Origin of the sequence: Methylobacterium sp. FF17 (assembly GCF_025813715.1) — a bacterium.
Lineage (GTDB): Bacteria > Pseudomonadota > Alphaproteobacteria > Rhizobiales > Beijerinckiaceae > Methylobacterium > Methylobacterium flocculans.
Map to the genome: position 1 here is coordinate 2,820,900 of NZ_CP107532.1, position 14,362 is coordinate 2,835,261.

Below are 14,362 nucleotides of genomic sequence, written 5' to 3' on the forward strand. Positions count from 1 at the left end.
GACGGAGCTTGGAGCGCCGCCGCGCCACCCTCAGGGGTCGCGACGCCGTGGCGGCCGGTCCTCATATGGGACGCCCAGGCCCCGCCTGCCATCCCGTGGCGGCATGAGAGCCCCGCCCGCATCGGGATAGATTCCGATCTCCAGCGGCGTCCCGAGGCCCTGTGGTGCGACATCGGCGCAGAGCGTGTCCGGCACGGCGGTCAGGGGTCCGCGTCGCGGGGGACGATTCTCGATGACCTGCGCCGAGGAATAGGCGTCGCCGCCGCAATCGGGTCCGGTCGCGAGCGAGGATTGCGCCCCCGCGGGCAGGCCCGCCAGCGCGGCACCGGTCAGTGACAGGGCTGCCAGCAGCAGGAAGCGGGTCGGTCGCGGGCGGTGCGGGCTCACTGGACCAGGCTGGCTTGGGTGGCGGTGCCCTCCGAGGCCGAGGCGGTGCTCCCGCCCGCCGTACCGCCGGCCCGCGTCCAGCGCGTCGCCTCGATGATGTTGGTCCCCACCGTGGTCCGCACGGCGATGCGGACCGGAAGCAGCACCCGCGTGCCCTCCACGGGCGCGAGCCAGACCGACATCTCGCGGTTGTCCTCCATGAACTTCACGCCCGGCCGGTCCGGACGGTGCCCGGCGATCGGGGTATAGCGCGCCTGGCAGACGAGGACCGGGCCGCTGTAGCCGGGCTTGGCCACGCTGCGCGTCTCGCCGTAGCTCAGGATGACGTCGAACCGGGTGGCGCCGTCGAAGATCGGCAGCGTGCGGTTGCAATTGGCCGGGTCCATCGGGTCGCCGCGTCCGACCACCGGCATCACGAGGGCGCTCGCCGGATCGATCACCCCGCGCTTGTTGGCGGCGGTGATCGGCACCCGGTCGCCGAGATCGATCAGCGGCGGGGTGATCTCGGCCTGGGTGACGGTGCCGCGCGCCAGGGCCATGCGCACCGCGATCCCGGAATTCGACGTCTTGGTGGCGATCGCGAAGGTGCTGGGCTGGGGCGCCGCGCCGACCGAGCCGGCGGCGCGCGCCGAGCCCATGCCGCCGGTGACGACGCCGGCGAGCCCGGTCAGGCGCGCCGAGACGTCCATGCGGTAGCCCGAGCCCTCGAAGGCGCCGGAGACCTGTGCCGCGCCGATGGTGAGGCCGGCCAGGGCGATCTCGTAATCCACCGTGACCGTGGAAGCCTCCGCCCGCGCCTTCGGACGCGCCTGGGCCTCGGGGGCCGGCAGGGCGGCGAAGGCCAGCAGGCCGGCGCCGGAGACGCATAGGGTGAAGCGCTTGCAGGCGAGGAAGCGCTGGAGAGTGAGGGAGCGCTTGGCGCGGTCGCGCATGGCAGGGTACTCGGGGTTGACGGTGTGCCCGCAGCCGAACGGGCCGGGAGCATCGTTCCGGCATCGTCCGCCCTCATGGTTAACACATCGTTGGGGCGGCGGAAGACGGGCCCCCGGAGGCGCGGGGCGGACGCAAAAAATCGCCCCCCACCTTGACGTCACCGGCCCCACTCCCCTATAGGCTCGCGCCTTCAATGAGAACGCCGCTCCACCGGACCTGGCGTGCGAGAGACCGTTCGGCCACCCTGCGGCCGGGTTTCCCGCCAGTCGGTCGGACACGCGGAACGAGACGGGAATTAAAACAATGTCGCGCCGTTGCGAACTCACGGGCAAAGCCGTGCAGACCGGCCACCTCGTGAGCCACTCGAACCGCAAGACCAAGTGCCGGTTCCTGCCGAACCTGTGCCAGGTCACCCTGCAGTCCGACGCCCTCAAGCGCCGCGTGCGCCTGCGGGTGACGGCGCACGCCCTGCGCTCCGTCGAGCACCGTGGCGGCCTCGACGCCTTCCTCATCAAGGCGCGCGAGATCGAGCTGTCGCAGACGGCCCGCCTCCTCAAGCGCGAGCTTCACAAGAAGCTCAGCGAAGTCGAGACCCCCGTCGCCGCCTGAGGCTTCGCAGGGCCGGACCGGCGGGAGACCCGCCGGCCTCCACGCCCGCTGAACCCTGTCACCGTTCCCGAACGGCCGCCGCACGCCCGAGCGCGTACGGTGGCCGTTCGCGTTGGAGCACCGGCTCGCCCCGATGACCGTCTTTGCCCTCGTCGCCCCGATCTTCGGCCTGATCCTCGTGGGCTGGGTCGCGGCCCTGGCCGGCTTCCTGTCCGAGAAGGTCAGCGACGGCCTCTCCGAGTACGTGTTCTCCATCGCGGTGCCGGCGCTCATCATCGCGACCCTGACCCGGCCCGGCCTGACGGGGGAGATCACGCCGTCCTACTGGTTCAGCTACTTCGGCGGCGCGGCCCTGTCCTGGCTGATCGGGTCGCTGATCGCCTTCCGCCGGGAGGGCGTCGAGCGGCGCGGCGCGATCCTGCACGGCTTCGCCGCGAGCCAGTCGAACACCGTCTTCATCGGCGTGCCGATGATTCTCCAGGCCTACGGGGAGGAGGGGGCTTTCCCGCTCTTCATGCTGCTCGCGGTGCACCTGCCGCTGATGATGGGCTGCGCCACCTTCCTGATCGAGGCCGACGGCCAGACATCGATCCTGCGCCGCCTGCGCGGCCTCGCGCTGGTGCTGCTGCGCAACCCGATCTTTCTGGCGCTGATCGTCGGCCTGTGCCTCAAGGGCGTCGACGTCGCCCCCACCGGCATGGTCAAGGCGCTGATCGATTCGCTGGCCGGCACCGCCTCCACCTGCGCCCTGATCGCCCTGGGTGCCGGCCTCGTGCGCTACCGCGTCCTCCACGACCTGCCGAGCGCCATGGTGGTGACGGTGCTCAAGATCGGGCTCCATCCCCTGGCGGTCTGGGTGCTGGCCTTCCACGTCTTCACCATGCCCCCGGCCTATGCGGGCGTCGCCACCCTGTTCGCGGCCATGCCGGTGGGCATCAACGCCTATCTGCTGGCGGCGCGCTACAAGACCGAGACGGGGGTGGTGGCCGCCGCCGTGATGCTCTCCACCCTGCTCGCCACCCTTACGACCGTCGCCTGGCTCATGCTCCTCGGCCACGCCTGACGGCTTGACCGGCGCCGGACAGATTTGTACCGATCGGTACAGGATCGGGATCGCCCGGTCCGTCCATCGAGGAACCGCGCCGATGTCCCACCCGACCGCCGCCGAGGCACGGCCGCCGCTGCCGCCCTTCACCCGCGAGACCGCGATCCAGAAGGTCCGCGCGGCGGAGAACGGCTGGAACGGGTGCAACCCGGAGGCGGTGGCACTGGCCTACACCGCCGACAGCCGCTGGCGGAACCGGGCCGAGTTCTTCAGCGGACGCCCCGCCATCGTGGCGTTCCTGACCCGGAAATGGGCGCGCGAGCACGAGTACCGCCTCATCAAGGAGATCTGGGCCTTCGCCGAGGACCGGATCGCCGTGCGCTTCGCCTACGAGTTCCACGACGAATCGGGTCAGTGGTTCCGGGCCTACGGCAACGAGAACTGGGCCTTCGACGCCAATGGCCTGATGCGCGAGCGGCACGCCAGCATCAACGACCTCGCCATCCCGGAGGCCGAGCGCAAGTTCCACTGGGACCGCGCGGCGCCGCGCCCGGCGGACCATCCGTGCCTCACGGAGCTCGGGCTCTAGGGCGTCCGGTGGCGAAGACCGGGGGGGCGCGCGAAGCGGCCATCCCCGTGCTCGCGGAGGTGTTTCGCGCCTGCGGCTACGACGGCGCGAGCCTCGCTCTCCTGGGCGCCCGCGCGGGGCTCGGCAAGGGCAGCCTCTACCACGCCTTCCCGGGGGGCAAGGCCGAGATGGCCGAGGCGGTCATCGCCGCCATCGAGACCTGGTTCGAGACCCGGATCTACGCGCCGCTCCGGGACGATCCCGATCCCCGCGCCGCGATCCGCCGGATGCTGTCCGAAACCGACGCCTACTTCCGCTCCGGGGGGCGGGCCTGCCTCGTCGGCGCCTTCGCGCTGACGGACGGGCGCGACCGCTTCGCCGAGCGCATCCGGGACTACTTCGCCGCCTGGCGCGACGCCCTGGCGGAGGCGCTGCGACGCATGGGTCACGATGCCGGCGAGGCCCTCGACCTCGCCGAGGAGACGGTGGCGGCCATCCAGGGCGGCCTCGTGCTGGCGCGGGCCCTCGACGAGCCGGCGGCCTTCGGCCGGATGCTGGCGCGGCTCGCGGTGCGCCTCATCCCCGAAGAGCCGGAATGGGACCGGTAGGCCCCGTTCCGGCCGATCGCTCAGGAGCCCGGCGTGAGCTTCAGGATCTGTCCGTCCGGGCCGTCCGTCACCGCGTAGACGGCGCCGTCGCTGCCGACGCGGACATCACGAATGCGCGCGTCCAGGGGAATGCGCTCCTCGCTCACCACCTTATCGCCGTCGAGCTTCACCGCGACGAGGCCACCGCTGACGAGCCCGCCGATCAGGAAGCCGTCCTTCCAGGCCGGGAAGGCGTCGCCGCTGTAGAGCGCCATGCCGGAGGGGCCGATCACCGGGTCCCAGTAATAGACCGGCTGGGCCGTGCCGGCCGCCTGCGTCTTGCCCTCGCCGATCTTCTCGCCGCTGTACTCGATGCCGTAGGAGACCTCCGGCCAGCCGTAATTCACGCCCGGACGGGGCCGGTTGAGTTCATCGCCGCCGCGCGGGCCGTGCTCCACCGTCCAGAGCCGTCCCTGCGGGTCGAGGGCGGCGGACTGGACGTTGCGGTGCCCGTAGGACCAGATCTCGGGCTTCGCCTTCTCGCCCCCCGTGAAGGGGTTGTCCTTGGCCGCGTTGCCGTCGGTGTCGATCCGGAAGACCTTGCCGAGGCCGCTGGTGAGGTCCTGGGCCTGCACGCGCGGGCCCTTGTCGGAGCGTTCGCCCACGGTCACGAACAGCTTGCCGTCCGGCGCGAAGACGAGGCGCGAGCCGAAATGCTTGTCGCCGTCATAGCTCGGCATCTGCCGGAAGATGACCTTGACCTCGTCGAGGCGGGCGGCGCCGTTCTCCTCGATCAGCTTGGCGCGCAGCACGCTGGTGCCGTTGCCCTTCTCGCGCGGCTCCGAATAGCTGAGGTAGATTCGCCGGTCGGCCGGGAAGCTCGGGCTCAGGGCCACGTCGAGGAGGCCGCCCTGGCCGCGCGCATCCACCTTCGGCACGCCCGGGATCGCCGGACCGGCGCTGCCGTCCTTGGCGACGATGCGCAGCTTGCCGCCCTTCTCGGTGACGAGCATGCGCCCGTCCGGCAGGAACTCCATCGCCCAGGGGCTGTCGAGACCCTTGGCCACGACCTCGGTCTTCACCTTGGTGGCCGTCTCGGGCTTCGGTGCCCGCGTCTGGTTCGGCAGCAGGGGCTTGTAGCCGGTGTTGGGTGCCTCGGTCTCGGCCGGGCTGTTGCCGGTGGCGGAGCTCTGGGGCGCCGCGAAGGCGTCGCCTTCGACACGGGGCTGACGGGGCTCGGCCCCCGCCGGGGCCTGCGCATGGACGGCCGCGCCGAGGCTGAGGAAGGCTGCGGTGGCGAGCAGGCTGTGCGGGATGCGCTTCACGTCGGGTGTTCCTCCATGCCGGCGCGGAGGGCCGGCCTCGGGTCGGGCCCTGCGCGCCGGCAAGCGCGGCGGAAGGGCGGGGACGCCAGGGAGATGGGGCGAGGGCACCGCTTTGGCGAGGGTCGCGGCCGCAGCCGCGACGGGGCGGACGGGATTTGTCCCCTGCCGGGGTGCGGATGGTGGACAAACCCCGATCCCGGCGGAGGGCAGCGTTGCCGCGCGCGCAGGACGCCTTGACCGCTCTCTTCCCCGTCGCCAAGTTCCCTTCACGACGCCCCGGTTCTCGGTCTCGAGCGGGTGGTATGGGGTCCCGCCGAGGCGGGACCGGAAAGGAAGTTTTCCCATGGCGACGGTCAAGGTAACCGACGCGAGCTTCGAGCAGGACGTCCTTCAGTCCGCGGAGCCCGTCGTGGTGGATTTCTGGGCTGAGTGGTGCGGCCCGTGCCGGCAGATCGGTCCGGCGCTGGAGGAGATCTCGGCCGACCTTCAGGGCCGAGTGAAGATCGCCAAGGTCAATGTCGACGAGAATCCCGGCATCGCGGCCCAGTACGGCATCCGTTCGATCCCGACCCTGCTGATCTTCAAGGACGGCCAGCTCGCCAGCCAGAAGGTCGGCGCGGCTCCGAAGGGCGATCTCTCCCGCTGGATCCAGGCCAGCGCCTGAGCGTCTCTCACCGCTGGAACGCAAGAACCCGGCCGCGAGGCCGGGTTTTTTCGTGTCGTCTCGGTTGCGGTGCGTTCGCGAGCCACCGGGGTCATTTCAAACGGAAAGAGCCCGGCCTTGCGGCCGGGCTCCCCCGTTTCGAGACCCGTAATGTCGGCTTAGTACGAGCCGAACTTGTAGTTCAGGCCGGCGCGGACGACGGCGAACTCGGTGTCGTTGCGACGGAGGGTGCCGCCGACGGTGGAGGCGTAGGCGGTGTTGGTGGAGAACTGGGTGCCGGTGCTGTTCGACACGGCGAACACGTTGCTGGCGTTGTTCCGGTCGAGGTTCACGTACAGGCCTTCGACCTTGAGCGTGACGGCCGAGGAGCGGAAGAAGTTCAGGAACGAGTCGGTGGGGAGCGCGTACTCGATGCCGCCGCCAGCCGCGTAGCCGGTGCGGAAGTCGTCGTTGCCACGGAAGCCGCCGAAGGAGCGCTCGTTGCTGCCGGCGCCGTAGGCGAAGCCGCCGGTGCCGTACACGAGGGTGCGGTCGAAGGCGTAACCGATGCGGCCGCGCACGGTGCCGAAGAAGTCGAGGCTCGAGAGGCCGTTCGGGTTGATGTAGGTCAGGTCGGGATTGGCGAAGCCGACGCCGTTCGCGACGTTGCTGAAGCCGAAGCTGGGCTGGCGACCACGGTTACGGCCGAAGTCGACGTACTGCGCGTCGGCTTCGATACCGATCACGACGCCCGAGCCCGGGGTGAACTGGTAGTTGTAGCCGATCTGGCCACCGCCGGTGAAACCTTCCTGCGAGCTACGGTCGCCGAAGGAGACGAGGCCGTTGCCTGCACCCTGGGCGACGCCGGCCGGGGCCAGTACGATGCCCGAGGCGCCCGAGGTCACGATCTGCGTGACGCCATTGCGGTCGGCGGCATCGAAGCCGTAACCGGCGTTGAAACCGGCGTAGAAGCCGGTCCAGGTGAAGACCGGCACCGGCACGAAGACCGGCGGCGCGGCGCGGCGCGGCAGGTCGGCGGCCGAAGCGGCGGCGGTGAGGGCCGTGAAGGCCGCGAAAGACGTCAGAAGCTTTTTCATTATTGATCCCCAGCGAAGTGCCCGATCGAGTGGCAACTTACGCCAATTCCCACAGCCAAGATGTAGCGCGGGGGTCACACCGGTTGAGCGACGCCGCGCGTGCGCCCCGATGCGTGAACCTCAGACCGGCGGGGTTCCGTTCGCGGTGAGCACGCTGCCCACGAGGTAGAGCGAGCCGCAGATCAGGATGCGCGGGGGCTGTTCGAACACGGTCGCGGAGAGCGCTTCGAGGGCCGCCTCGATGCCCGGGGCCGTCTGGGTGATCAACCCCACATCGGCCGCGATCCGGGCAACCTCCTCGGCGGGGCGCGCCGCCATTTGGCCGGGGATCGGCACCGCCACCAGCAGCCGGGCGAGCCCCACGAAGTTGCGCAGGAAGCCCTCGGCGTCCTTGGTGCCGAGCAGGCCCACGATCAGCACGAGGGGGACGTCGGAGCGCTCGCCGAGATCCGCCATCGCGGCGGCGAGGATGCGGCCGCCATCCACGTTGTGGCCGCCGTCGAGCCAGAGTTCGGCGCCCGGTGGGACCAGCTCGGAGAGGCGGCCCCGGTTGAGGCGCTGCAGGCGGCCCGGCCATTCGACGGCGTTCAGCCCGGCCTCGATCGCGGCGGTGCCGATGTCGCCGAATCCCGCCGCCCGCAGGGCCGCGATGGCGGTGCCCGCGTTGGAGAACTGGTGTCGCCCGTTCAGGCGGGGCCGGGGCAGGTCGAACAGGTCGGTCTCGTCCTGGTAGACGAGGCGCCCGCGCTCGGCATGGACCGAAAAATCCTGGTTGCCGACGCGAATCGGGGTCGCGCCCACGGCCTCGGCGTGGCGGCACAGGACCGCGTCAGCCTCGGCATAATCCTGGGCGGCGATGATCGCCGGGCAGCCGGACTTGAAGATCCCGGCCTTCTCGGTCGCCACGGCCTCCACCGTGTCGCCGAGGTATTCGGCGTGGTCGCGACCGATCGGCGTCACCACGGCGGCGGCCGGCCGGTCGATCACGTTCGTGGCATCGACCCGTCCGCCGAGGCCGACCTCCAGCAGCAGCACGTCGGCGGGGGATTCCGAGAACAGCAGCAGGGCGGCGGCGGTGGTGATCTCGAAGACGGTGATCGGCTCGCCCTCGTTGGCCGCCTCGCAGCGGGCCAGGGCATCCGCGAGCTGGTCCTCGGGCACGAAGTGGCCGCCGCCGATGGCGCCGATCCGGATGCGCTCGTGGAAGCGCACGAGGTGGGGCGAGGTGTAGACGTGCGCGGCCAAGCCCCCCGCCTCCAGGATCGCCCGCATGAAGGCGATGGTCGAGCCCTTCCCGTTGGTGCCCGCGACATGGATCACCGGCGGCAGCTTGCGCTCCGGATGCCCGAGACGCGCCAGCAGGCGCTCGATCCGACCGAGCGAGAGGTCGATCGTGCGCGGGTGGAGGGCGAGGAAGCGCGCCATCAGGGCGTCGGAGGAATCCATGGTCGAATCGTCGCGTCGCGGGGGCAGGGGACCGGAGAAGAAGCGGACGGCTGGAGCGGACGATCAGGCGGGTTCGGGAACCGGGGTGGCGCTGCGGGCGGCGCCCGGCTCCTGGTTCGTCAGGATGCCGCAGAGGCGCGCGATGGTCTCCTTCAGGGCGTGGCGGTGCACCACCTGGTCGACCATGCCGTGGTCGCGCAGGTACTCGGCGCGCTGGAACCCGTCCGGCAGCTTCTCGCGAATCGTCTGCTCGATGACCCGGGGGCCCGCGAAGCAGATCAGGGCGCCGGGTTCGGCCAGATGCACGTCGCCCAGCATCGCGTAGGAGGCGGTGACGCCGCCCGTGGTCGGGTTCGTCAGCACCACGATGTAGGGCAGCCGGGCGGCGTTCAGCCGGCGCACGGCCACGGTGGTGCGCGGCATCTGCATCAGTGAGAGGATGCCCTCCTGCATGCGCGCGCCGCCGGAGGCGGTGAACACCACGTAGGGCGTGCGCTTGTCGAGCGCCGTCTCGGCGCCGCGCACGAAGGCTTCGCCCGCCGCCATGCCGAGGGAGCCCGCCATGAAGGCGAAATCCTGCACCGCCAGGGTCATGGGCAGGCCCGAGACCCGCCCGAAGCCAATCTTGAAGGCGTCGGCCATGCCGGTCTTGGCCCGGGCGTCCTTCAGGCGATCGGCGTAGCGCTTCTCGTCACGGAACTTGTGTGGGTCGGTGGCGACCTCCGGCAGGGGCACGTCGATCCAGGTGCCCTCGTCGAACATCATCTTGAGGCGCGCCTGGGCGCTCATCTTCAGGTGATGCTCGGAGCCCGGGATGACCCAGTGATTGCCCTCCACCTCCTTGTGGAAGACCATCTGGCCGGTATCGGGGCACTTGACCCAGAGGTTCTCGGGCGTCTCGCGCTTGAACAGGGTCTTGATCTTGGGGCGTACGACCTCCGAGATCCAGTTCATCGGTTCGACCATCATGGGCGACGGCATCCTTGTCCGCGGGCGGCGGTCTGACTTCTCGGGGGCAATTGCGTCAGGCGCGCGGCGCCGAGCGGACGCCCTCGGCCAACTCGCGCACCAGGGCGCTCACGGCCTCGACCGTTCCGCCCCCCGGGCGGCCCTCGTCGTCGAGGGTGCCCCGCAGGGCGTCCACCAGGGCCGAGCCGACCACGACGCCGTCGGCGCCGCGCGCGATGGCGGCGGCATCCGCGCCGGTGCGCACGCCGAATCCCACCACGATGGGCAGGTCGGTGTGGCGCCGGATGCGGCCCACCGCTTCCGCGACCCGGTCGAAATTCGGGGTCGCCGTCCCGGTGATCCCCGTGATCGAGACGTAGTAGACGAAGCCGGCGGTGTTCGCGAGGACGGCGGGAAGCCGCTTCTCGTCGGTGGTGGGGGTGGCGAGCCGGATGAAAGCGAGGTCCTTGGCGAGCGCCGGCAGGCAGAGCTCGTCGTCCTCCTCCGGCGGCAGGTCGACCACGATCAGCCCGTCGATGCCGGCCTCGCGTGCATCGTCGAGGAAGCGCGCGACGCCGTAGGTGTGGATCGGGTTGAAATAGCCCATCAGGATCACGGGCGTGTCGGTGTTGCCCGACCGGAAGCGGCGCACGAGGTCGAGGGTCCGGGCGACGCCCTGGCCACCCTTGAGCGCACGGAGGCCGGCGGCCTGGATCGCGGGTCCGTCCGCCATCGGGTCGGTGAAGGGCAGGCCGAACTCGACGATGTCGGCGCCCGCGGCGGGCAGCGCCTCGAGCACCCGCAGCGAGGTCTCCGCATCGGGGTCGCCGGCCATCACGTAGGTGACGAGGGCCGCGCGGTTCTCGGCGCGGCAGCGCGCGAAGGCCGCCGCGATGCGGGCCTGACCGGATTGGGCTGGACTCGTCGCCGTCATGACACCCTTGTCTCACGCTCCTCGCGGCCGGCACGGGCGCGGGATCAAGCCGCCGCGCCTACACCATCGCGGCGGGCGCGTGAAGCGCAGGGACGGAATCCGTCGAATTCCGCGTGATTCGGGAACGCTTCCTTAACGGCCTTTCGAAAGCCGGTCTCAACCCCGGGGGCGGCATCGTCGGGTCAGGCGGCAGAGACCTCGCCCGAAGAAGACTCCGCTTCAAGAGACCCAGGCAATGACCGCGCAGCACGTCCTGCTCGTCCTCCTTCCCGCGCTCCTCGCCTTCCTGGCGGGCTGGGTCGCGCGTGCGCGCCAGCGCCCATCGGCCGGCCCGTCCCCGCGCATGGAGGGTGAAGCCCGGATCGAGGCGTTGGAGGACCGGATCTGGCGCCTCTCGGAGAGCGAGGAGCGCTACCGCGCCCTGGTGGAGGCCACCACCGAGATCATCGTCCAGCGCGACGGCCGAGGCCGCATCACCTTCGCCAACGAGGGCTTTGCCCGGCTGATCGGCGCGGAGCCCCTGGCGCTGCTCGGCTCGACACGTCAGGTCGCGGTGCTGGAGCACGGCGCGGCGACCCGCGACCGGGACGGCGTGCGCCGGGTCGAGGTGCGCCTCGCCCCCGTCTCGGGTCCGCCGCGCTGGTTCTCCTTCATCGAGATGCCGATGACCGGGCCCAAGGGCGAGACGCACTGGCTGCGGGCAGGGTCCGACATCACCGAGCGCGTCGAGGCGGCGCGCTCCCTCGACGAGGCCCTGAGCCGGGCCGAGGCGGCCAACGTCGCCAAATCCCGCTTCCTCGCCACCGTCAGCCACGAGTTCCGCACGCCGCTGAACGGTATCCTGGGCATGGCCGACCTCGTGCTCGACACCGGGCTCGACCCGGAGCAGCGCACCTATGTCGAGGCGGTCCGGACCTCGGGCAACGCGCTGCTCAGCCTGATCGACGGCATCCTCGACTTCTCGCGCATCGAGGCGGGCCGCCTCGACCTCGCCGCGGAGCCGTTCGATCCGGGGGCGATCGCCGAGGCGGTGGTGGAACTCCTCGCGCCGCGCGCCCAGGACAAGGGCCTCGAGATCGCCCTCGACATCGCGGACGACGTGCCGAGCCTCGTGCGCGGCGATGCCGACCGGGTCCGCCAGATCCTGCTCAACCTCGCGGGCAACGCCGTCAAGTTCACGGCCGCCGGCGGCGTCGGCGTCGAGCTGCGCCGCGACGGCGCCGGCCTGTACCTCGCCATCGGCGATACCGGACCCGGTATCCCGCCGGAGCGGCTCCCGCGCCTGTTCGAGGAGTTCGAGCAGGGCGACGACAGTGCCAGCCGGCGCCACGAGGGCACGGGGCTCGGACTAGCCATCACCCGGCGCCTCGTCGCCCGTATGGGCGGCCGGATCGAGGCCGGCCCACGGCCGGGCGGGGGCTGCGTCTTCGGCGTCCACCTGCCCCTGGAGACCCTGGAATCCGAGCGCGTGCGCCCGCCCGCCCTCGGTGGTCGCAAGGTGCTCATCGTGGCCGATTCGCCCTTCCAGGCCCCCTATCTCGCCCGCCGGCTGACCCGCTCGGGCGCCGCCGCCGTGGTGGTGCCGACCCCCGAGGTGGGGCTCGACGCCATTGCGGGGGCGCGCTTCGACGCGGTGCTGGCCGACCGCGCGCTCGGCGACGCGGCGGTGCGCACCCTGGCGCTGGAGGCCCGGCGCTGCGGGGTGCGCTGCAGCCTCGTCCTGCTCTCGCCCTTCGACCGTCGGGAATTCGGCGCGCCGGGGGCCGCCGGCTTCGACAGCTACCTGATCAAGCCGGTGCGGGCCCGCTCGCTCTTCGACCGCCTGCTCGCGCCCGCGCCTCCGCAGGGGGGGACGGAGACCGCACGGGCGGCGCCGGAGGGATCATTCCCCACCCAGCCGCCCGACCCGGGCCCGGTGTCCGACCCTGAGCCCGGCGCCACGGGGCCGCGCATCCTGCTCGCCGAGGACAATCCGATCAACGCCCTCCTAGCCACCAAGGCCCTCGAGCGCCACGGGGCCCGCGTCGTGCTGGCGCGGGACGGCCACGAGGCCCTGGCCCGCATCCGCGAGGCCACCGACCTGCCCTTCGACCTCGCCCTCCTCGATATCCGCATGCCGGGCCTCGACGGCCTCGAGACCGCCCGCCGGATCCGGGCCCTGGAAGCGCTAGGGGGCCGGTCGCCGCTGCACCTCGTGGCGCTCACCGCGAATACGGGGCCGGACGACGAGGAGGCCGCCCGCGCGGCGGGATTCGACGGGTTCCTCGCCAAGCCCCTGAACCTGCGTGCCCTGCCGGCCCTGCTCGAACGCCGCTCGGCCGCCGCCTGACCGGTTGACAGGCTCCGGCTCCCGCGCGAACACCGCCCGCATGGCCGTTCACCCGATCCCCGATCCCGGAACACCGGATCCCGACGCGCGCGCCCACGACCGGCGCGTCGTCTGGAGCGTCGCGGCCCTGATCGCCGGGACGGTCCTGCTCGGCGCCCTCGTGCCGGGGCCCAGCCCGCATCGGGCGGCGGGCCTGCCGGGCGAGGACGCGACCTGCGCCGAGTGGAGCGACGGCTGCCACGTCTGCCAGCGCGCGGAGGGGGAGGTGGCCTGCTCGCTGCCGGGCATCGCCTGCGTGCCCAAGGAACCGAGCTGCCTGCGTCGCGTCGGCGGCTGACGCGCGTGCCGGACGATCCGGGGCCGGCCCTGACGCGCCCCGTCTTCCGCTTCGCCCCGAGCCCGAACGGGCGGCTCCATCTCGGCCACGCCCTCTCGGCCCTCCTCAACGACGCCCTCGCGCGCAGTTCGGGCGGGCGGCTTCTCCTGCGGATCGAGGACATCGATCCCACCCGCTCCCGGCCGGACCTCGTCGCCGCCCTGCAGGACGACCTCGCCTGGCTCGGCCTGCGGTTCGCGGCGCCGGTGCGCCGGCAATCGGCGCATCTCGACACCTATCGCGCCCTGGTGGAGGGCCTCGCCGCGCGCGGGCTCGCCTATCCGTGCTTCTGCTCGCGCGGGACCATCGCGGCGGCGGTTGCGGCCGAGACGGCGCGCGGCCGGGAAACGGCCCGCGACCCCGATGGCGCGCCGCTCTATCCCGGCCTCTGCCGGGGGCTTCCGGAGGCCGAAGCGCGGGCGCGCCGTGAAGCGGGAGAACCGCATACCTGGCGCCTCGACATGGCCCGCGCCCTCTCCGCCGCGCCCGGACCGCACGCGGTCCGGAGTTTCACGGTGGAGCGGGCGGGCCCGGTGCACCGCATCGGCGCCGGCGCAATCGAGCCCGCCGATCCCGCCCGCTGGGGCGACCCCGTCCTCGCCCGCCGCGACGTGCCGACGAGCTATCACCTCGCGGTGGTGACGGACGATGCCGCGCAAGGCGTCACGCACGTGGTGCGCGGCGCCGACCTCCGGGCCAGCACCGACCTGCACGTCCTCCTGCAGGCGCTGCTCGGCGCGCCGTCCCCCTGCTACCACCACCATACCCTGCTGCTCGACGCCTCCGGCGCCAAGCTCGCCAAGTCGCGGGGCTCCCGCAGCCTGGCCGACCTGCGCGCGGCCGGCGAAGCCCCGGCCGACCTCCGGCGCCGGCTCGGCTTCGCCTGATCGGCCGCCTTCACGCAGGGGACGCCCGGAACGTCAGCGGGCTGCGCCTGCTGGCACGGCAACCTCCTTGGCCGTCCGACGGCGCCGCCAGGGTGGTGAGGCAGACCCGAGCGCCGCGAGGGAACAGGCCGCAGACGGCGGGAGCTTCGACGGGACGAACATTCAACGAACCGCGCTTACCCCGAAGCACAGCATCCTCAGCCAGGAATAGGGGAGAGCGGGAGCGGACCAGGACCGGCCCGCTTTCA

Annotated in this window: 15 protein-coding genes; 8 read left to right on the forward strand and 7 right to left on the reverse strand. The window is 71.9% G+C overall.

Going from position 1 to position 14,362, the window contains the following annotated elements; all coding sequences use genetic code 11:
* Nucleotides 1–30 precede the first annotated feature (30 nt).
* Nucleotides 31–387 (reverse strand): hypothetical protein, encoded by a 357-nt coding sequence (locus tag OF380_RS13235; RefSeq protein WP_404810581.1) that lies wholly within the window; start codon nt 385–387, stop codon nt 31–33.
* Nucleotides 384–1,319 (reverse strand): DUF3108 domain-containing protein, encoded by a 936-nt coding sequence (locus OF380_RS13240; RefSeq protein ID WP_264051109.1) that lies wholly within the window; start codon nt 1,317–1,319, stop codon nt 384–386. Before OF380_RS13240 ends, OF380_RS13235 begins: the two co-directional genes overlap by 4 nt.
* Before the next feature lie 304 nt (nt 1,320–1,623).
* Between OF380_RS13240 and rpmB the strand changes: the two genes are divergently transcribed.
* The 4 genes from rpmB to OF380_RS13260 all read left to right on the forward strand — a co-directional run bounded on the left by rpmB (nt 1,624) and on the right by OF380_RS13260 (nt 4,150).
* Nucleotides 1,624–1,929 (forward strand): 50S ribosomal protein L28, encoded by a 306-nt coding sequence (rpmB, locus tag OF380_RS13245; RefSeq protein ID WP_264051110.1) that lies wholly within the window; start codon nt 1,624–1,626, stop codon nt 1,927–1,929.
* Between the two features lie 133 nt (nt 1,930–2,062).
* A complete protein-coding gene (locus OF380_RS13250; protein ID WP_264051111.1) occupies nt 2,063–2,992 on the forward strand; it encodes an AEC family transporter in 930 nt (309 codons plus the stop codon).
* Nucleotides 2,993–3,074: 82 nt separating this feature from the next.
* A complete protein-coding gene (locus OF380_RS13255; protein ID WP_264051112.1) occupies nt 3,075–3,563 on the forward strand; it encodes a nuclear transport factor 2 family protein in 489 nt (162 codons plus the stop codon).
* 8 nt (nt 3,564–3,571) lie between these two features.
* On the forward strand, nt 3,572–4,150 hold the full coding sequence (locus tag OF380_RS13260) for a TetR/AcrR family transcriptional regulator (RefSeq protein WP_264051113.1): 579 nt from the start codon (nt 3,572–3,574) through the stop codon (nt 4,148–4,150).
* A gap of 20 nt (nt 4,151–4,170) precedes the next feature.
* Here the strand turns inward: OF380_RS13260 and OF380_RS13265 are convergent, their stop codons facing one another.
* Nucleotides 4,171–5,454 carry a PQQ-dependent sugar dehydrogenase gene (locus OF380_RS13265; protein ID WP_264051114.1) on the reverse strand — a complete coding sequence of 428 codons (1,284 nt, stop codon included), beginning with the start codon at nt 5,452–5,454 and terminating at the stop codon, nt 4,171–4,173.
* A gap of 343 nt (nt 5,455–5,797) precedes the next feature.
* Here OF380_RS13265 and trxA point away from each other — a divergent pair, with 343 nt between their 5' ends.
* Nucleotides 5,798–6,118, forward strand: coding sequence for a thioredoxin (gene trxA / locus OF380_RS13270; protein WP_056185158.1), 321 nt, complete (start codon nt 5,798–5,800; stop codon nt 6,116–6,118).
* Between the two features lie 158 nt (nt 6,119–6,276).
* On the opposite strand, the gene OF380_RS13275 is transcribed toward trxA, so the two are convergent.
* The 4 genes from OF380_RS13275 to trpA all read right to left on the reverse strand — a co-directional run bounded on the left by OF380_RS13275 (nt 6,277) and on the right by trpA (nt 10,522).
* Nucleotides 6,277–7,194 carry an outer membrane protein gene (locus OF380_RS13275; protein ID WP_264051115.1) on the reverse strand — a complete coding sequence of 306 codons (918 nt, stop codon included), beginning with the start codon at nt 7,192–7,194 and terminating at the stop codon, nt 6,277–6,279.
* A 120-nt stretch (nt 7,195–7,314) separates the two neighbouring features.
* Nucleotides 7,315–8,640 (reverse strand): bifunctional folylpolyglutamate synthase/dihydrofolate synthase, encoded by a 1,326-nt coding sequence (locus OF380_RS13280; RefSeq protein WP_264051116.1) that lies wholly within the window; start codon nt 8,638–8,640, stop codon nt 7,315–7,317.
* A gap of 63 nt (nt 8,641–8,703) precedes the next feature.
* Nucleotides 8,704–9,606 (reverse strand): acetyl-CoA carboxylase, carboxyltransferase subunit beta, encoded by a 903-nt coding sequence (gene accD / locus OF380_RS13285; protein ID WP_264051312.1) that lies wholly within the window; start codon nt 9,604–9,606, stop codon nt 8,704–8,706.
* 58 nt (nt 9,607–9,664) lie between these two features.
* Nucleotides 9,665–10,522 (reverse strand): tryptophan synthase subunit alpha, encoded by an 858-nt coding sequence (trpA, locus tag OF380_RS13290; protein WP_264051117.1) that lies wholly within the window; start codon nt 10,520–10,522, stop codon nt 9,665–9,667.
* Between the two features lie 235 nt (nt 10,523–10,757).
* Here trpA and OF380_RS13295 point away from each other — a divergent pair, with 235 nt between their 5' ends.
* Genes OF380_RS13295 through gluQRS form a run of 3 tightly spaced genes read left to right on the forward strand, consistent with a single transcriptional unit; the run spans nt 10,758 to nt 14,114 of the window.
* On the forward strand, nt 10,758–12,851 hold the full coding sequence (locus OF380_RS13295) for a PAS domain-containing hybrid sensor histidine kinase/response regulator (protein WP_264051118.1): 2,094 nt from the start codon (nt 10,758–10,760) through the stop codon (nt 12,849–12,851).
* A gap of 40 nt (nt 12,852–12,891) precedes the next feature.
* Complete coding sequence (locus OF380_RS13300) at nt 12,892–13,188, forward strand: hypothetical protein (RefSeq protein WP_264051119.1); 297 nt, start codon at nt 12,892–12,894, stop codon at nt 13,186–13,188.
* A gap of 29 nt (nt 13,189–13,217) precedes the next feature.
* Nucleotides 13,218–14,114, forward strand: coding sequence for a tRNA glutamyl-Q(34) synthetase GluQRS (gluQRS, locus tag OF380_RS13305; RefSeq protein ID WP_264051314.1), 897 nt, complete (start codon nt 13,218–13,220; stop codon nt 14,112–14,114).
* The last annotated feature ends 248 nt before the right edge of the window (nt 14,115–14,362 follow it).

Coding starts and splice junctions, on each gene's coding strand:
- OF380_RS13240 (WP_264051109.1), bottom strand. CDS start 1,319: ATGCGCGACCGCGCCAAGCGCTCCCTCACTCTCCAGCGCTTCCTCGCC.
- rpmB (WP_264051110.1), top strand. CDS start 1,624: ATGTCGCGCCGTTGCGAACTCACGGGCAAAGCCGTGCAGACCGGCCAC.
- OF380_RS13250 (WP_264051111.1), top strand. CDS start 2,063: ATGACCGTCTTTGCCCTCGTCGCCCCGATCTTCGGCCTGATCCTCGTG.
- OF380_RS13255 (WP_264051112.1), top strand. CDS start 3,075: ATGTCCCACCCGACCGCCGCCGAGGCACGGCCGCCGCTGCCGCCCTTC.
- trxA (WP_056185158.1), top strand. CDS start 5,798: ATGGCGACGGTCAAGGTAACCGACGCGAGCTTCGAGCAGGACGTCCTT.
- OF380_RS13275 (WP_264051115.1), bottom strand. CDS start 7,194: ATGAAAAAGCTTCTGACGTCTTTCGCGGCCTTCACGGCCCTCACCGCC.
- OF380_RS13280 (WP_264051116.1), bottom strand. CDS start 8,640: ATGGATTCCTCCGACGCCCTGATGGCGCGCTTCCTCGCCCTCCACCCG.
- accD (WP_264051312.1), bottom strand. CDS start 9,606: ATGGTCGAACCGATGAACTGGATCTCGGAGGTCGTACGCCCCAAGATC.
- trpA (WP_264051117.1), bottom strand. CDS start 10,522: ATGACGGCGACGAGTCCAGCCCAATCCGGTCAGGCCCGCATCGCGGCG.
- OF380_RS13295 (WP_264051118.1), top strand. CDS start 10,758: ATGACCGCGCAGCACGTCCTGCTCGTCCTCCTTCCCGCGCTCCTCGCC.
- OF380_RS13300 (WP_264051119.1), top strand. CDS start 12,892: ATGGCCGTTCACCCGATCCCCGATCCCGGAACACCGGATCCCGACGCG.